Origin of the sequence: Micromonospora sp. RP3T (genome assembly GCF_003027925.1) — a bacterium.
Lineage (GTDB): Bacteria > Actinomycetota > Actinomycetes > Mycobacteriales > Micromonosporaceae > Micromonospora.
The window spans coordinates 19,133-37,549 of record NZ_PYPS01000011.1 but is presented as its reverse complement, the minus strand read 5'-3'; the positions used below and the strand labels follow the sequence as shown (position 1 = coordinate 37,549).

At 76.6% G+C, this 18,417-nt stretch carries 5 protein-coding genes; all 5 read right to left on the bottom strand.

From position 1 onward, the window contains the following. Positions 1-48: 48 nt before the first annotated feature. A complete protein-coding gene (locus tag C8054_RS11315; protein ID WP_107156731.1) occupies positions 49-1,404 on the bottom strand; it encodes a glycosyltransferase in 1,356 nt (451 codons plus the stop codon). 12 nt (positions 1,405-1,416) lie between these two features. Then, on the bottom strand, positions 1,417-2,253 hold the full coding sequence (locus tag C8054_RS11310; RefSeq protein WP_107156730.1) for an ABC transporter permease: 837 nt from the start codon (positions 2,251-2,253) through the stop codon (positions 1,417-1,419). Then, positions 2,250-3,275 carry an ABC transporter ATP-binding protein gene (locus C8054_RS11305; RefSeq protein WP_107156729.1) on the bottom strand — a complete coding sequence of 342 codons (1,026 nt, stop codon included), beginning with the start codon at positions 3,273-3,275 and terminating at the stop codon, positions 2,250-2,252. The genes C8054_RS11310 and C8054_RS11305 overlap by 4 nt, the downstream gene beginning before the upstream one ends. 84 nt (positions 3,276-3,359) lie before the next feature. After that, positions 3,360-9,017 carry a type I polyketide synthase gene (locus C8054_RS33220; RefSeq protein WP_107156728.1) on the bottom strand — a complete coding sequence of 1,886 codons (5,658 nt, stop codon included), beginning with the start codon at positions 9,015-9,017 and terminating at the stop codon, positions 3,360-3,362. A 25-nt stretch (positions 9,018-9,042) separates the two neighbouring features. Beyond that, positions 9,043-18,396, bottom strand: coding sequence for a type I polyketide synthase (locus tag C8054_RS33215; RefSeq protein ID WP_107156727.1), 9,354 nt, complete (start codon positions 18,394-18,396; stop codon positions 9,043-9,045). Positions 18,397-18,417 lie beyond the last annotated feature (21 nt).

Here is an 18,417-nt window from a genome sequence, read left to right as displayed (position 1 = left end):
TAACAAGGGGCCCCGCCTCTACCGAATGCGTTAAGAAGGGGCCCTTCCTTATCCGCTCAGCACGAGGTCGGCGGCGGCGGTCACGCCGCCGGCGTGGCGCAGGCAGTCACGCCAGCGGGCGGCGCGGTCCCGGAAGGACGGCTCGGCCAGCAGCCGGCGCAGCTTCCCGACGATGTCGTCGACGTCGAGCGGGTCCTCGTGCTCGACCGCCAGCGCCACGCCGGCGTCGACCACCCGCACCGCCCCGTCGTAGCAGTCGAACCAGAACGGCATCACCAGCTGCGGCACCCCGAACCAGGCCGCCTCGTGGATCGCGTTCGCGGCGGCGTGGTTGAAGAACACCCGGACGTGCGGGTGCGCCAGCACCTCCACCTGCGACGGCAGCCACGACTCGACGCGCAGGTTCGGTGGCAGTTCGTCGGCCGGCGGCAGCAACGCGTGCCGGGCGGCGGGCAGCTTCCACAGCACCTGGTGCGCCGGCCCGAGCCGGGCGGCCACCTCGACCAGCGCGGCCACCTGCGCGGCGGTCGGGCGCATGATGGTGCCGAAGCCGACGTAGACCACCGACTCGTGGGCGTCGAGCCAGGCCCGCAGGTCGGCGCCGTCCGGGCTCGGCACGATCTCCCGGGGCACCATCGAGCCCACCATGCGCAGGTTCGCCGGCGCGGTGTCGAACGGGTACTCCAGCCCGAACACCGTGTAGGCGAGCAGCGCCTGGGCCGCCTCGGCGTACTGGGAGGGGCGCAGCTCGACGTTGCTGATGCCGGCGTCCGCGCGCCGTGCCGCGGCGGCGGTGCTGCGGGCGAGCCGCTCCGGCTCGGTGAGCGTGGCCACCAGCGCGGCCCGGTAGCGGTCGTTCGCCGCCCGCTGGCTGGGGTTCATCGCCAGTGGCAGCCCGGACAACGACATCGGGTACGTCGGCGGCAGGCTGTCCTGGAGGAAGTTCGACGGCGGCACCGTGACGCTGATGACGAACGGCACCCCGCGGGTGATGGCCGCGTCCAGGCCGAACGAGGCGAACGAGTCCACCACCGCCCGCGCCGGCCGCACCTCGTCGATGACCGCCAGGCAGCGCTCGTACAGCTCGTGCAGGTGGTCGAAGTCGGTGGACGCGTCGACGTAGCTGGCGAAGTTCACCACCCGGGAGCCGGTGGACATCCGGTGGTGCGTCTCGTCGTCCCAGTGCTCCGGGCGGACCTCCACCCGGGGCGGGCCGAGCGAGACGAACCGCACGTCGCCGTCGCCGGGCAGCGCCTCGATCTCGGCCCGCCGCTCGTCGGTGCAGGCGAACCGGACCGGTCGGGCGGCCCGGCGCTTCAGCTCGCCGGCCAGCGTGAGCAGCGGGTTGAACAGCCCCGCGCTGCCGGAGCTGACCAGCAGCAGCGGGGCGTCGTCGGGGGTCATCGCGGCCGTCCCCTAGTCCATCGCCCGGCGCATGAAGCCGCGGATGCCGACGGCGGTGAAGACCACGAACACCCCGGCGAGCACGACCAGGTCCAGCCAGAGCGGCACCGACTGGACGCCGGGCGGCGCGACGAGCGACCGGGTGGCCTCGCTGACGTAGGTGAGCGGGTTGAGCGCGCAGACCACCTGGAACCAGGGCAGCGAGTCCAGCGCGCGCAGCGGGAACTGGGTGGCGCCGGTGAACATCAGCGGCGTCAGCGTGACCGTGAACATGATCTGGATGCGGTGCGGCGGGACCAGGGTGCCGAACGTCAGACCCAGGGCGGCGCCGACCAGCGCGCCGGCGGCCAGCACGCCGATCACCGGCAGCAGCGTGGACAGCGGCCAGGTGACGCCGAGGATCAGCATGCCGACCGGGATGAGCACCAGCCCGGCGACCAGGCCCCGGATCGCGCCGAAGACGATCTTCTCGAACGCGACGAGCGGGATCGCCATCGGCGACAGCAGCCGGTCCTCGATCTCCCGGGTGAAGGAGAAGTCCATCACCATCGGCAGCGCGGTGTTCTCCAGCCCGATCAGGAACGCGTTGAGCGCGATGACGCCGGGCAGCAGCACGTTGGCGAAGTCGTCGCTGGCGTAGCCGAGATCCTTGAGCACCTTGCCGAAGATCAACAGCATGAACAGCGGCTGGAGGAAGACCTGGGCCATGAATCCGCCCAGCTCCCGGCTGGTGACGAAGACGTCGCGCCAGAGCACCGCCCGGAACGTGGTGAGCTGGTCGCGCAGGCGTACCGGCGGGGGTGCGGTGACGGCCGGCGGCGCCGGCGCGGCGGGGGCGGTGACGGTCACCGAAGGTCCCTTCCGGTCAGGTGGATGAAGACGTCCTCCAGGCTGGGCTGGCCGACGCTGAGGTCACGGACCTCGCAGCCGAGGTCGGTGAGGACCTTCAACGCCATCGGCACGGCGTTGGCCGGCGCACCGGCGGTGTAGACCCGGAACGACAGCGGCGCGTCCGGATCCTCCGGCGTCGGCATCATGGGCATGCCGGGGAACATCGGCAGCTCCGCCGCGCCGCCCGCGCGCAGCCGTTCGACGCGTTCCACGTCCGGCACGTCGGTCAGCGCGGTCTGCACCGCCTCGGCCGGGGCGCCGGGCGCGACCACGAGCGTCAGCGTGCTGCTGCCGGGCAGCGTCCGGGTCAGCGCGGTCGGCGTGTCCAGGGTGAGCAGCTTGCCGTGGTCGACGATGCCGACCCGGTCGCAGAGCTTCTCCGCCTCCTCCATGTCGTGCGTGGTCACCACGACGGTGACCCCGGACCGCTTCAGGTCGGCGATCCGCTCGTGCACGAACAGCCGGGACTGCGGGTCGAGACCGGCGGACGGCTCGTCGAGGAAGAGCACCCGGGGGGCGTGCATCAACGCCCGGGCGATCATGGTGCGTTGGGCCAGGCCGCCGGAGAGGAAGTCGGTGCGGGCCTTCGCGAAGTCCTTCAGGCCCATCTGTTCCAGCAGCTCGTCGGCCCGCTTCACCCGGCGGGCCCGGGACACCCGGTGGTACGCGGAGTGGAACAGCAGGTTCTGCCGGACGGTGAGCGACCGGTCCAGGTTGACCCGCTGCGGCACCACCGCGAGCAGTTGCCGGGCCACGGCCGGCGCGCGGGACACGTCCGCGCCGCAGACCAGGGCACGACCGGAGGTGGCCCGCACCCGGGTCGTCAGCACCCCGATCGTCGTGGTCTTACCCGCGCCGTTCGGCCCGAGCAGACCGAAGACCTCGCCCGCGGCGACCGAGAAACTCAGTCCGTCCACCGCCGGCGGCATGTCGGGCCGGTACTTCTTGACCAGCCCGTCGACCACCACTGCCTCGTCCACGTCGTCATGCTCCCGTCCTGGTTCCTGGTAAGACAGTTGTCCGCCACCGCGATAGGGGGCGTTAGGGGCAGCCAAGGGGCGGCCTCACAGCCCCCGCTCGGCGAGCCACGCGTCGACGGTGGCGGCGAGCTCCGGGCCGCGTTCGCCGACCATGGTGAAGTGGTCGCCGGCCGCGTCCCGCGTCTCGTGCGGGTACGGCCACACCGACTTCCACCCGTCGGGTTCCCCGGTCCACTCCCCCAGCGGCTCGCCGGCGCGTACGAGCAGCGTCGGCGCGGCCATCGGCGTGGGGTTCCAGTCCAGGAACAGCGGCAGGTAGCCGGCCCACGCGGTGGCCCGGTGGTCGTCCATCGGGGTGTACGCGCTGTCCCGCTCGACCATCCCGTCGAGAAGCTGCGAGGTCCAGCCGCCGAGCACCTCGCTGCCGGCCGGGTAGGTGTCCATCAGCACCACCGCGGCCGGGGCGCGGCCCTGCCCCTCCAGCTCGGCGGCGAGCAGGTTGGCCACCATCGCGCCGCCGGAGTGGCCGGCCAGCACGAAGTCGCCGGATCCGACCGCGCGCAGCACGGTGTCCGCGTGCACCCGCAGCAGCGCGTCGAGGTCGGCGGGCAGCTCCTCGCCGACGCCGAAGCCGGGGTTGGGCAGCGCCCACACGTCCCGCCGGCCGCGCATCCCGGCGGCGACGCGGGCGTACTCGTGCGCGCCGGAGAGCAGCGACATGGTGCAGCAGCAGACCACCGGCGTGGCCGGCCCGTCGGCCAGCCGCATGACGGCCGCCGGTCGGGTCAGCTCCTCCGGGGTGCGGAAGCTGGGCCGGAACTGGGCCAGCTTGACCAGCAGCTCGGCGTACCCGGCCGCGTCGGCGCGCGCCTTGGGCTGCCGGAACAGCCCGCCGAGCAGGCCGCCCGCGCCCTCCGGTGACGCCGCGTCGGCGGGCGCGTCGGCGGCCGGCCCGCCGAGGATCGCGCCGAGCAGGTGGCCGGCCAGCGCGACCGGGGTGGGGTGGTCGAAGAGCAGGGTGGCGGACAGCTCCGCGCCGGTCTCCTGGCGCAGCGCGTCGCGCAGCTCCAGCGCGGTGAGCGAGTCGAAGCCCAGCTCCAGGAAGTCCCGGTCCTCCTCGACCGCGCCCGGCCCGGCGTGTCCGAGGACGGTGGCGGCCTGCGCCCGGACCAGGTCCAGCAGGATCCGGCGCCGGTCGGCGGCGGGCACGGCGGCCAGCCGGTCCCGCAGCGCGGTCGCCGGGTCGGAGCCGCTCCCGGCGGCCGGGGCGGTCGGTTCGGTCACCGCGTCCGGCACGCCGCGCAGCAGCGGGGCCGGCCGGACCGCGGTGAACGCGGGCACGAACGCCGGCCAGTCGACGTCCGCGACGGCGACCTCGTCGCCGCCGGCGGCGACGGCCCGGTCCAGCGCGTCGAGGGCCACACCGGGGTCCAGCGGGCGGACGCCCCGGCGGCGGAGCTGCTCGGGGTCGGTGACCTCGCCGTGCCACGGCGCCCACGCCAGCACGGTGGCCGGTCGACCGGCGGCGCGGCGGCGGGCGGCGAGGGCGGCCAGGCCGGCGCCGGTCGCGGCGGTGACCGCGGCGCCGCCACTGCCCCAGGTGGCGGCCGTGGAGACGAAGATCAGGAACTTGTCGACCGGGTGGTCGGCGCAGACGGCGTCGAGGCGGGCCACCGCGGCCAGGTGCGCGCCGACGGTGCCGGCCAACCGGTCCGGGTCGGCCGCCGCGACCGGCTCGCCGGCTCCGCCGGCGTCGGCCACGTGCAGCACGGTACGCACCGGCGTGCCGGCCGCGGCCAGTCGCGCCAACGCGGCGGACAGCGCCTCCGGACCGGCCACGGTGGTCACCTCGACGCCGTGCACCGTGAGCCGCTCCGCGCCGTCGACGGTGGTCCGCTCGACGCCGTCCGTGCTCTCGACGCCGTCCACCGTGGTCCGCCCGTCGCCGGCCCGGTCGATGTCGGCAGGCCGGGGTAGGCCGGCCACCAGCAGGTGGGTCGCGCCCGCCTCGGCGAGCCGGCGCAGCAGGTACGGGCGGCGGACCGGGGCGTCGCCGTGCACCAGCACCGCGCCGTCCGGCCGCCACGGCCGGTCGACGCCGGCCGGCGCGCGTTCCAGCCGGCGGGCGCGCAGGCCACCGGCGCGGATCGCGAGCTGGTCCTCGACGCCGTCCCCCGCCACCACGCGGGCGAGCCGGACGGCGTCCGGGCCGGCCGGGTCGGCGGGCAGGTCCAGCAGGCCGCCCCAGAGCCGGGGGTGTTCCAACGCCAGCACCCGGCCGAGGCCCCAGACGGTGGCGCCCGCCGGGTCGGGCGCCGGGTCGTCGGCGTCGACGGCGACCGCGCCCCGGGTGACGCACCACAGCGGCGCGGTGACCCCGGCGTCGGCGAGCACCCGCACCAGCGCGACGGTGCCGGCGAGGACGTGCGCGCCGGCGGTGGCCGTCGCTCCGGCCGCGTCGCCGGTGGCCGCCGATCCGGCCGCGCCGGTGGCCGGCCCCGATCCGGCCGCGCCGGTGCCCGGCCCCGGTCCGGCCGCCGGCGCTCCGGTGTCCGCCGACGCGTGGCCGGCGGCGACGGCGGGCAGCAGCGAGATCACCCGGACCGGGGTGACCGTGTCGAGGCGGTCACGCAGCACGGCGACCGGGTCGACGCCGGGCGGCGCCGGGACGGGCACCGGGTCCAGGCCCTCGGCGCGTACCGCGTCGGTCACCGCGTCGAGCAGGTCGCCGGGTGGGCCGACGATCAGGCAGGGTCCGGTCGGCGCGGCGCCGGTCGGCGGCTCGACCGGGGTCCAGCCGGTCCGGTAGCGCAGTCCGTCCAGGGTGGTCGTCCGGCGGCGACGGTCCCGATAGCCGGTCAGCGCCGGCAGCAGGTCGCCGAGCGGGCCGGCGGCGTCGTCGTCGAGACCGAGCAGGGCGGCCAGCGCGGCCGGGTCGCCGTCCTCGGCGGTGGACCAGAACTCGCCGTCGGCCGGGTCGGCGGGGCGGGGGCCCAGGTCGAGCCGGATCGGGTCGGGCCAGAACCGCTCGTGCGCGAACGCGTACGTGGGCAGGTCGACCCGGGTCGCGTCGGTGCCGGCGAACAGCGCGGGCCAGCGTACGCCGGCGCCGCGCAGGTCCACGGCGGCGAGCGCGGCGAGCAGGCCGGCCGGTTCGGCCAGCTCACGCCGGGCGACCGGCACGAACGCGGCCGGCTCGGCGTCGGGCAGGCACTCGCGGGCCAGCGCGGTCAGCGCGGCGTCCGGACCCAGGTCCAGGAAGGTGCCGGTCCCGGCGGCGGCGAGCGTGGCCACCGCCGACGAGAACCGCACCGTGTCGCGGACGTGCTCGACCCAGTAGCCCGGGTCGGTGGCTTGCGCGTCGGTGAGCGGCTCGCCGGTGCGGTCGGAGACCAGCGGCACGCTCGGCGGCTGCCAGGTGAGTTTCTCGGCGACCACCCGGAACTCGGCCAGCATGTCGTCCATCCGGGCCGAGTGGAACGCGTGGCCGACCCGCAGCCGGCGGGTCCGGCGGCCCTGGGCGGCGAGCCGTTCCCCGGCGGCGAGCACCGCGTCCTCGTCACCGGAGAGCACCACCGACTCGGGGCCGTTCACCGCGGCCAGCGCCACCCGCGCGTCGAGCAGCGGCGTCACCTCGGCGACGGACGCGCGGACCGCGAGCATCGCGCCACCGGCCGGCAGCGCCTGCATGAGCCGGGCCCGGGCGGCCACCAGCGTGGCCGCGTCGGGCAGCGACAGCACGCCGGCGACGTGCGCGGCGGCCAGCTCGCCGACGGAGTGGCCCAGCAGGTGTGCCGGGCGCAGACCGAGCGCGGTGACCAGCCGGTACGCGGCCACCTGGTAGGCGAAGAGCGCGGGCTGGGTCCACTCGGTGCGGTCCAGCAGCGCCGCCTCGGGGGTGTCCGGCGCGACGAACGCCACCTCGCGCAGCGGCCGGCTCAGGTGCCTGTCGAGTTCGGCGGCCACCTCGTCGAACGCGGCGGCGAAGACCGGGAACCGGCGGTGCAGCTCGGCGCCCATGCCGGGCCGTTGGCCGCCCTGCCCGGGAAAGAGGACGGCGAGCTTGCCGGCGGTCCGGGCCACGCCGCGGACCACGCCGGGCGCGGGCCGGTCCTCGGCGACCGCGCGCAGCCCGGCGCGCAGCGCCGCCGGGTCGTCGCCGGTGACCGCGGCCCGGTGCGGCAGCGCCGCCCGCGTGGTGAGCAGCGCGTACGCGACGTCGGCCGGGCGCAGGTCGGGGTGGGTGTCGAGGTGCTCCAGCAGCCGACGGGCCTGCCCGGCGAGCGCCGGCCCGGAACGCGCGGAGACCACCCAGGGCGCCGGCGGGGCGGGGCGGCCGGCCGGCGGAGTCGGCGGGTCCTCGACCTGTTCGATGACGGCGTGGGCGTTGGTGCCGCTGACGCCGAACGCGGAGACGCCGGCCCGGCGCGGGCGGTCGGACGCCGGCCACTGCCGCGCGTCGGTCAGCAGCTCCACCGCGCCGGCCGTCCAGTCGACGTGCGGGGTGGGCCGGTCGACGTGCAGCGTGGCCGGGAGCCGGCCGTGCCGCATGGCGAGCACCATCTTGATGATCCCGGCGACGCCGGCGGCGGCCTGGGTGTGCCCGATGTTCGACTTGACCGAGCCGAGCAGCAGCGGCGTGGAACGGTCCTGCCCATAGGTCGCCAACAGCGCCTGCGCCTCGATCGGGTCGCCCAGCGTGGTGCCGGTGCCGTGCGCCTCCACCACGTCCACCTCGGCGGCGGTGAGCCCGGCGTTGGCCAGCGCGGCCCGGATCACCTTCCGCTGGGCGGGGCCGTTGGGCGCGGTGAGGCCGCTGCTGGCGCCGTCCTGGTTGACCGCGGTGCCACGTACCACGGCGAGCACCGGGTGGCCGTGGCGGCGGGCGTCGGAGAGCCGCTCGACGAGCAGCATGCCGACGCCCTCGGACCAGCCGGTGCCGTCGGCGGCGGCGGCGAACGACTTGCACCGGCCGTCGGTGGACAGGCCGCGCTGCCGGGAGAACTCCACGAAGACGGTGGGGGTGGCCATCACGGACACGCCGCCGGCCAGCGCCAGCGTGCACTCCCCCAGCCGCAGCGCCTGGCAGGCCAGGTGCAGCGCGACGAGCGACGACGAGCAGGCGGTGTCCACGGTGATCGCCGGGCCCTCCAGGCCCAGCGCGTACGCGATCCGGCCGCTGGCCACCGCCGCCGCGCTGCCGGTGCCGAGGTAGCCCTCGACGCCGCCGCCGACGCCGGTGAGCAGCGCCGCGTAGTCGCCCTGGCTGCTGGTGGCCGCGTACACGCCGGTGGGCGCGCCGCGCAGCGCGGTGGGGTCGACGCCGGCGGACTCGAACGCCTCCCACGCGGTCTCCAGCAGCAGCCGCTGCTGCGGGTCCATGGCGAGGGCCTCGCGCGGGCTGATGCCGAAGAACGCCGGGTCGAAGTCGCCGGCGTCGGGCAGGAAACCGCCGTCGCGGACGTAGGAGGTGCCCCGGCTGGCCGGGTCGGTGTCGTAGAGCGCGTCGAGGTCCCAGCCCCGGTCGGCGGGGAACGGCGCCATCGCGTCGCGGCCCGCGTCGACCAGCTCCCAGAGCTGCTCGGGCGAGCGCACCCCGCCGGGGAAACGGCAGCTCATCCCGATGATCGCCACCGGTTCGGTGAGCCGGTCGGTGAGCTGCTGGTTCTGCTGCTTGAGTTTCTGGTTGTCCAGCAGCGACGCGCGCAGCGCGCCGACCACCTCGTCCAGCGAGACGCTCATCGGGCCCTCCCTGCGGCCGGCCGGGTCACGAGTCGGATCCTTCGAGCGCCATCCGGACCAGTCCGGCGACGTCGAGGTCGTGGATCTCGGCCGCCGGCACGTCCGGGGCCGGATCGACGGCCGGCGCGGCGGTGTCCTGGCCGAGGCGCAGCAACTGGTCGAGCAGGCCGGCCTGGCGCAGCCGGTCCAGCGGGATGGCCGCGAGCACCCGCCGGACCGTCTCCTCGTCGGCGCCGCCGGCCGGCTCGTCGCCGCCGGGGAACAGCTCGTCGTCGAGGTACGCGGCCAGCCCGGCCGGGGTCGGGTAGTCGAACACCACTGTGGTGGGCAGCTCCCGCCCGGTCGCGGCGGTGAGCAGGTTGCGCAGCTCCACCGCGGTCAGCGAGTCGAACCCGAGGTCGAGGAAGCCCCGTTCCGCCTCGACCGCGTCGACCGAGGGGTGGCCGAGCACCTTCGCCGCGTCGGTGCGTACCAGGTCCAGCAGCGCGTCCCGGCGGTCGTCGACGGTCAGCGCGCGCAGCTCGGCGAGCCGGTCCCGGCCCGCCGGCCCGACCGCCGTGACCGGCTCGGCGGCGACGGCGAGCGCCCGCACGGCCGGCAGGTCGGCCAGCAGCGGGCTGGGCCGCAACGCGGTGAACAGCGGGTGGAACGTGGCCCAGTCGACGTCGGCGACGGTGACGCAGGTGTCGTCGGCGGCGAGCGCGTGCCGCAGCCCGGCCATCGCCGGCTCGGGCGGCAGCACCCGCAGGCCACGGCGGCGCAGTTGCTCCGGCGCGTCGTCGTCGAACATGCCGGACTCGGTCCACGGCCCCCAGGCCACCGACGTGGCGGGCAGCCCGTGCGCCCGCCGTCGCTCGGCGAACGCGTCCAGCGCGGCGTTGCCGGCCGCGTATCCGCCCTGCCCGCCGCTGCCCCAGGTGGCGGCGATGGAGGAGAAGAGCACGAACGCGTCCAGTTCGACGCCGTCGAGCAGCTCGTCGAGCAGTTCCGCGCCGGCCAGTTTCGGACCGATGACGTACGCCAGGTCCTCCAGCGTGGTCTCGGCCAGCGGCACCACCTCGCTGACGCCGGCGGCGTGCACCACCGCGCGCAGCGGCGGCCCGTCGGCGCGCAGATCGGCGAGCAGCGCGGCCATGGCGGTCCGGTCGGCGGCGTCGGCGCGGGCGACCCGGCAGTCGACGCCGGACGCGGTCAGCTCGGCCAGCAGGTCGGCCGCGCCCGGCGTGTCGACGCCGCGCCGGCTGGTCAGCACGATGCGTTCGGCGCCGGCGTCGGCCACCCAGCGGGCCACGTGCCCGCCGAGCGCGCCGGTGCCGCCGGTGATCAGGACGGTGCCGCGCGGCTGCCACGGCGTGCGCTCCCCGTCGGTGGCGGCGGGGGCGAGCCGCCGGGCGTACGTCCCGTCGCCGCGCACCGCGAGCTGGTCCTCGGCGGTGGTGGTCAGCAGCGTGGCGAGCCGGCGGGCGACCTCGTCGTCCACGGTGGCGGGCAGGTCGACCAGGCCGGCCCAGCGGGCGGGCTGTTCCAGCGCGGCGACGCGACCGAGGCCCCACAGCGCCGCCTGGCGGGGGCGGGGCGGGGTGTCACCGACGTCGACGGCCCCCCGGGTGGCGCACCAGAGCCGGGCCGGCGCGTCCAGGTCGGTGAGCGCCTGGAGCAGTCCGACGGTGGCGGCCAGGCCGCGCGGCAGCGTCGGGTGCTCGGCGTGCGGCGTCTCGTCCAGTCCGAGCAGGGACAGGATGTGGGTCGGCCCGTCGGCGGTGGCGGCGGCGACCAGGTCGGTCAGCCGGGCGGCCAGTTCGTCGGCGTCGACGGCGGTGTCCACCGGCGCGGTGGTGGCCGCCGGGCCGAGCGCACCGGCCAGCGCGACCAGGTCCGGTTCGGCGGCCCGGTCGGCGGGCAGCAGCACCAGCCAGCGGCCCGGACCGTCCGGCGCGGGCCCGGTGGGGGCGTCGACCGGCTCCCAGCGCACCCGGTAGCGGCTGCCGTCCACCATCGACCGTTCCTGACCGCGTCGCCGCCACGCCGACAGCGCCGGCAGCACCGTGTCGAACGGCTGGTCCGGGGCCACGTCCAGCTCGGTGAGCAGGCCGTCCAGGTCCTCGGCTTCGACGGCCGCCCAGAACCGGCGTTCCACGGCGGTGTCCTCGGTCGGCGGCGCGGTCAGCCAGGCCGGCGGCTGCGGCCAGTAGCGCTGCCTGTCGAACACGTGGGTGGGCAGGTCGGCCGGCTGCGGGTCGGCGTCGGCGTGGAGCGCCGGCCAGTCCACGCCCACGCCGTGCACGTGCAGCGCGGCGACCGCGCGCAGCAGGGTGAGCGGTTCCGGCCGGTCCCGGCGCAGCGTGGGCAGCACCGGCGGGACCGGCCCGTGGGCGGCCAGCACGCCCTGGGCCGGCGCGGTGAGCACCGCGTCCGGGCCGACCTCGAGGTACGCGGTGCAGCCGTGCTCGCGCAACGCGGTGACCGCGTCGGCGAAGCGGACGGTGTCGCGGGCGTGCCGGGCCCAGTAGCCGGGCGCGCCGATGCCGGCCACGTCGACCGGCGCGCCGGTGACGGTGGAGATCAGTGGCACGGTCGGCGGGTGGTGCGGCAGCCGGGCGGCGAGCGCGGCCAGCTCGTCGAGCACCGGTTCCATCAGCGGGCTGTGGAACGCGTGGCTGACGGTGAGTCGTCGGGTGCGTACCCCCCGGGCGGTCCAGTCTGCGGCGGCGGCGTCGACGGCGTCGGTGGGGCCGGCGACCACGACGGCGGCGGGGCCGTTGACCGCGGCGAGCGCGAGCCCGTCGGCGAGCGTGGCGCGGACGTCGTCCTCGCTCGCGGCGACCGCGAGCATGGCGCCGCCGTCGGGCAGCGCCGCCATGAGCCGGCCCCGGGTGGCGACCAGTTCGGCGGCGTCGGCCAGGGTGAGCACGCCGGCGGCGTGGGCGGCGGCGAACTCGCCGATGGAGTGCCCGGCCACCGCGTCCGGGCGCAGGCCCCACGCGCTGAGCAGCCGGAACAGCGCCACCTCGACGGCGAACAGCGCCGGCTGGGTGAACTCGGTGCGGTCCAGCAGCGCCGCGGTGTCGCTGCCGGGGTCGGCGTCGAGCAGCGGGCGCAGCGGGCGGGACAGGTGCTCATCGAGCGCGGCGCACGCCTCGGTCAGCGCGTCGGCGAACACCGGGTACGCGGCGGCCAGTTCGCGGCCCATGCCGGGGCGTTGCGCGCCCTGCCCGGAGAACAGGTACGCCACCCGGGGCCGGCCGGTCACCGCGCCGGTGACCAGCGCGGGCGAGTCGTCGCCGGCAGCCAGCGCGCGGAGTCCGGCGCGCAGCGCCCGCCGGTCGGTGGCGAGCACCACCGCGCGGTGGTCCAGCGCGGCCCGGGACACCGCCGAGGACCAGCCGACGTCGACGAGCGGGGGCGCGGTCGGCCCGGCGAGCCGGTCGGCCCACGGCGTGGCCTGCGCGGCCAGCGAGGCGGCGGTACGCGCGGACAGCAGCACCGGCACCACCGGCGGCTCCGCCGGCTCACCGGTCGGCACCGGTGGCTCGGGGGCCTGCTCCAGGATGGTGTGGGCGTTGGTGCCGCTGATCCCGAACGAGGAGACGGCGGCGCGGCGCGGCCGGCCGGTCAGCGGCCAGGGCCGCCCCTCGGTCAGCAGGTCCACCGAGCCGGTCGTCCAGTCCACCTGGTCGCTGGGCGCGTCGACGTGCAGCGTCGGCGGCAGGTAGCCGTGGCGCAGCGCGAGGATCATCTTGATCACGCCGGCGACACCGGCGGCGGCCTGGGTGTGGCCGATGTTCGACTTGATCGAGCCGAGCAGCAGCGGCCGGTCCTCGGGGCGGCCCTGCCCGTACGTGGCGAGCAGCGCCTGCGCCTCGATCGGGTCGCCGAGCCGGGTGCCGGTGCCGTGCGCCTCGACCGCGTCCACGTCGCCCGCGTCGAGCCGGGCGTTGGCCAGCGCCGCGCGGATGACCCGCTGCTGGGCCGGCCCGTTGGGGGCGGTGAGCCCGTTGGACGCGCCGTCCTGGTTGACCGCGCTGCCCCGCACCACGGCGAGCACCGGGTGGCCGTTGCGGCGGGCGTCGGAGAGCCGCTCGACGAGCAGCACGCCGACGCCCTCGCCCCAGCTCGTGCCGTCGGCGCCGGCGGCGAACGCCTTGACCCGGCTGTCCGGGGAGAGTCCACGTTGCCGGCTGAAGCCGACGAACACGCCGGGGGTGGACATCACGGTGACGCCGGCGACCAGCGCCAGGGAACACTCGGCGGCGCGCAGCGCCTGGCCGGCCCAGTGCAGCGCGACGAGCGACGAGGAGCAGGCGGTGTCGACGGACACGGCCGGCCCTTCCAGCCCGAGCGTGTACGACACCCGGCCGGAGAGCACGCTGCCGGCGTTGCCGGTCATCAGGTGCCCCTCGGCGCCCTCGGCGGTGAGCATGAGGTTGCGGTAGTCCTGGTAGTTGGTGCCGACGAAGACGCCGGTGGGGGTCCCGCGCAGCGTCCGGGGGTCGATGCCGGCGCGTTCGATCGCCTCCCACGAGGTCTCCAGCAGCAACCGCTGCTGCGGGTCCATGGCGAGCGCCTCGCGGGGCGAGATGCCGAAGAAGCCGGGGTCGAAGTCGGCCACGTCGGGCAGGAAGCCGCCCTGGCGGGCGTAGCTGGTGCCCTCGACGGCGGGGTCGGTGTCGAAGAGCCGGTCGAGGTCCCAGCCCCGGTCGGTGGGGAAGTCGCCGATGGCGTCGCCGCCGGCGGCGAGCAGTTGCCACAGCCGTTCCGGGTCGTCCGCGCCGCCGGGGAAGCGGCAGCTCATCGCCACCACGGCCAGCGGCTCGTCGGGGGTGGCCACGGCGGCCGGCCCGTCGACCGGCGCGCCGGCGCCGGTGAGCAGCTCGTCGAGGTGCCCGGCCAGCACCGCCGGGTTCGGGTAGTCGAACGCGAGCGTGGCGGGCAGCCGCAGTTCGGTGGCGGTGGCGAGCAGGTTGCGCAGGTCCACCGCGGTCAGCGAGTCGAGGCCGAGGTCGCGGAACGGGCGGGTGACCGGCACGTCGTCGGCGGCGCCGTAGCCGAGCGCGGTGGCGGCGCACTGGCGGACCAGGTCGCGCAGCGTCTCGGTGCGTTCGGCGGCGGTGCGGCCGGCGAGCTGCCGGGCCAGCGCCGAGCCGGGCTGGTCGCCCGGTTCGGGCGTGGCCGGCGTCTCCGGGGGCCGCAGCGCGTCGGTGACCTCGGGCAGGTCGCCGAGCAGCGGGCTGGGCCGGACCAGCGCGAACGCGGGCGCGAAGCGGCCCCAGTCGACGTCGGCGACGACCACTGTGGGTTCGTCGCGGCCCAACGCCCGGGCCAGCGCCGCGACGGCCAGTTCCGGGTCCATGGCGACCATGCCGCCGCGGCGCAGCCGCTGCTGGGCGCGTTCGTTGTCGGCGGGCAGGCCGGCGCCGGCCCAGGCGCCCCAGGCCACGGAGAGCGCCGGCAGCCCGTCGGCGCGACGCCGGTGGGCGAGCGCGTCGAGGTGGGCGTTGGCCGCGCCGTACGCGCCCTGGCCGGCGTTGCCGGTGGTGCCGGCGACGGAGGAGAAGAGCACGAACGCGTCCAGCTCGTGGTCGCGGGTGAGCGCGTCGAGGTGGTCGGCGGCGGCGCTCTTGGGCGCGGCGACGGTGTGCAGGCGGGCCGGGGTGACGGTGTCCACGATGCCGTCGTCGAGCACGGCGGCGGTGTGCAGCACGGCCCGCAGCGGCGCGTCGTCGGGCAGGTCGGCGAGGAGCGCGGCGAGCTGGTCGCGGTCGGTGACGTCGCAGCGGGCCACGGTGACGCGTACCCCGAGGTCGGTCAGCTCGGCGGCGAGGTCGCCGGCGCCGGGGGCGTCGGGGCCGCGGCGGCTGGCCAGCAGCACGTGCGCGGCGCCGGCGCGGGCGGCCCAGCGGGCCAGGTGCCCGCCGAGGCCGCCGGTGCCGCCGGTGATCAGCACGGTGTCGCGGAGCCGGACGGTGTCGTCGGCGAGGTCGGTGTCGCGGGTGAGCCGGCGGGCGTGGGCGCCGGTGTCGCGGACGGCGATCTGGTCCTCGGGCCCGTCGGCGCCGAGCACCGCGCCGAGCAGCGCGGCGGTGGTGGCGTCGAGCCGGTCGGGCAGGTCGACCAAACCGCGCCAGCGGGCCGGGTGTTCCAGCGCGACGGCCCGGCCGAGGCCCCAGACCGCGGCGGCGGCCGGGTCGGGGGCGGGGTCGGTGTCGCCGGTGGTGACGGCGCGGCGGGTGGCGCACCAGAGCGGCGCCTCGACGCCGAGCGCGCCGAGCGCCTGGACCAGGTGGGCGGTGCCAGCGACGCCGAGCGTGGTGGCCGGGTGCTCGGGGTGGGCGCGTCCGTCGAGGCCGAGCAGGGAGAGCACGGCGGCGGGTCCGTCGGCGGGCAGCGCGGCGCGCAGCCGGTCGGCGAGCGCGGCCGGGTCGTCGGCCGGGTCGACGGGCACGGGTACGGCGTCGGCGCCGACGTTGCCGAGCGCGCCGAGCACGCCGGTGACGAGCGGGTCGTCGGCCAGGTCGGCGGGGGCCGGGACCAGCCAGGCGCCGGTGAGCCGGGTCAGCGGCAGGTCGGGCAGCGGGGTCCAGGTGACCCGGTAGTGCCACCGGTCGGGGTCGGGTTCCCCGTCGCGGTCGGTGACGAAGCGGGGCGGGGCGGGCCAGTACCGCTGGTGGTCGAACGCGTAGGTGGGCAGCGCGACGGTGTCCGTGCCGGCGAGCACGCTGGTCAGGTCGACCGGCAGGCCGATGCTGTGCGCGGTGGCCAGGTTGGTCAGCAGGCGGGTCGGGTCGTCCTCACCACGTCGCAACGTGGACAGCGTGTGCCCGGCGGTGCCGAGGTCGTCCAGGATCGCGGTGACCGGCATGGTCAGCACCGGATGCGGGCTGATCTCCACGAACGTCGTGTGTCCGGCCTCGACGGCGGCGCGCACCGCCATGTCGAACCGGACCGTGCGGCGCAGGTTGTCGTACCAGTAGTCGGCCGTCATCGTCGCCGGGTCCACCCACTCCCCGGTCAACGTGGACACCAGACGCGTGTGACCCGCCTGCGGCGTCACACCGGCCAGCTCCGTACGGAGCTGCTGCGCGACCTCCTCCACGGCGGCGGAGTGCGACGCGTAGTCGACCGGGATCAACCGGGCCCGGACGCCGTCGGCCTGACACGACTCGACCAGGTCCGCGACCGCCTGCGGCGGACCGGACACCACCACGGTCGCCGGGCCGTTGACCGCCGCCACCCCGACACCATCGAAGCCACCCAGCCGGGCGCTCACCTCGTCAGCGGACAGGTCCACCGACGCCATCGTCCCGGTACCGCGCAGCACCGCCAGCGCCCGCGACCGCAACGCCACCGTCTTCGCCGCGTCGTCAAGCGACAGGATCCCGGCGACGCAGGCGGCACCGATCTCCCCCTGCGAATGCCCGAGCACGGCCTGTGGGTTGACCCCCACGTGCCGCCACACCGCGGCCAGGGCGACACCCACCGCCCACAGCACCGGCTGCACCACCTCGACCCGCGCCAACCACGACTCGTCGTCACCGGTCAGCACCGACACCAGATCGACATCGAGGTAGGGAGAGAGAGCCACCCGGCACTCGGCCAGCGCCGCGTCGAACGGCGCGCACCGACCGACCAGGCCGGAAGCCATCCGCGCCGACTGCGCGCCCTGACCCGGGAACACGAACACCGGGCCGGCGGGCCGCTCGGCGGTGCCGGTCACGACCGCCGGTGACGGCGAACCCGCCGCGAGCGCGTCGAGGCCGGACAGCAACTCCTCGGCCGACGAGCCGAGCACCACGGCCCGCTTGTCGAACGTCGACCGGGTGGTGGCCAGCGACCAGGCCACCGTCGCCGGGTCGGCCGGGTGCGCGCGCAGGTGCGCGGCCAGCCGGCCGGCCTGCCCGGCGAGGCCGCCCCGGGTCCGGGCGGAGACCGGCCAGGCGGTGACGTCGGCGGCGAGCAGCCCCGGGGCGGGGACCGCGGCGGGCGGCGCGGGCGACTCCGGCGCCTGTTCCACGATGACGTGCGCGTTGGTGCCGGAGATGCCGAACGACGAGACCGCCGCCCGGCGGGGCCGGTCGCGTTCCGGCCACGGCCGCGCCGACGTCACCAGCTCCAGCGCGCCGGACGACCAGTCGATGTGCGGGGACGGCTCGTCGACGTGCAGCGTCGCCGGCACCAGTCCGTGCCGGAGGGCCAGCACCACCTTGATCACCCCGGCCACGCCGGCGGCGGCCTGGGCGTGCCCGATGTTCGACTTCACCGAGCCGAGCAGCGCCGGCCCGGCGTCGCCGCGGTCCTGCCCGTACGTGGCGAGCAGCGCCTGCGCCTCGATCGGGTCACCGAGGTTGGTGCCGGTGCCGTGCGCCTCGATGAGGTCCACGTCGGCGGTGGCCAGCCGGGCGGCGGTGAGCGCCTGGCTGATCACGCGCTGCTGGGCTGGCCCGTTCGGGGCGGTCAGCCCGTTCGACGCGCCGTCCTGGTTGACCGCGCTGCCGCGCAGCACCGCGAGCACCGGGTGCCCGTTGCGGCGGGCGTCGGAGAGCCGCTCCACCAGCAGCCAGCCGACGCCCTCGGAGAACCCGGCGCCGTCGGCGGCGGCGGCGAAGGAGCGGCACCGCCCGTCCGGGGACAACGCCCGCTGCCGGCTCGACCCGATGTAGAGGCCGGGGGTGGCCATCACGGTGACGCCACCGGCGAGCGCCAGCTCGCACTCCCCCGCCCGCAGCGCCTGCGCGGCCAGGTGCAGCGCGACCAGCGAGGACGAGCAGGCGGTGTCGATGGAGACGGCCGGGCCCTCCAGGCCGAGCGTGTACGACACCCGGCCGGAGGCGACCGCCGCCGCCCCGCCGGTCATCGAGTGGCCCTCGTCGCCGTCGGGCGACATCATCAGCAGCGTGCCGTAGTCCTGCCCGTTGGTGCCGACGAACACTCCGGTACGGCTGCCGCGCAGCGTGGCGGGGTCGATGCCGGCGGACTCGACGGCCTCCCACGCGGTCTCCAGCAGCAGCCGCTGCTGCGGGTCCATGGTGAGCGCCTCGCGGGGGCTGATGCCGAAGAACGCGGCGTCGAAGTCCCCGGCCCCGTCGAGGAAGCCGCCCTCGCGGGCGTACGAGGTGCCGGGGTGGTCGGGGTCGGGATGGTAGAGCCGGTCGAGGTCCCAGCCCCGGTCGTCGGGGAACGGCGCGACCGCGTCCCGGCCGTCGGTCAGCAACTCCCACAGGTCCTGCGGGTCGCGGACGCCACCGGGCAGCCGGCAGCTCATCGCGACGATCGCCACCGGCTCCAGTTCCTGGGACTGGGCCTCGCTGAGCCGGCGGCGGGTGTCGTGCAGGTCCGCCATGACCCGCTTGAGGTAGTCGCGGAGCTTGTCTTCATTGGCCATCGGTAGCCGCTTCCTCGCAGG

Excerpts from the sequence above, each read along its gene's own strand:
- C8054_RS11315 (WP_107156731.1), bottom strand. The coding sequence starts at position 1,404 with ATGACCCCCGACGACGCCCCGCTGCTGCTGGTCAGCTCCGGCAGCGCG.
- C8054_RS33220 (WP_107156728.1), bottom strand. The coding sequence starts at position 9,017 with ATGAGCGTCTCGCTGGACGAGGTGGTCGGCGCGCTGCGCGCGTCGCTG.
- C8054_RS33215 (WP_107156727.1), bottom strand. The coding sequence starts at position 18,396 with ATGGCCAATGAAGACAAGCTCCGCGACTACCTCAAGCGGGTCATGGCG.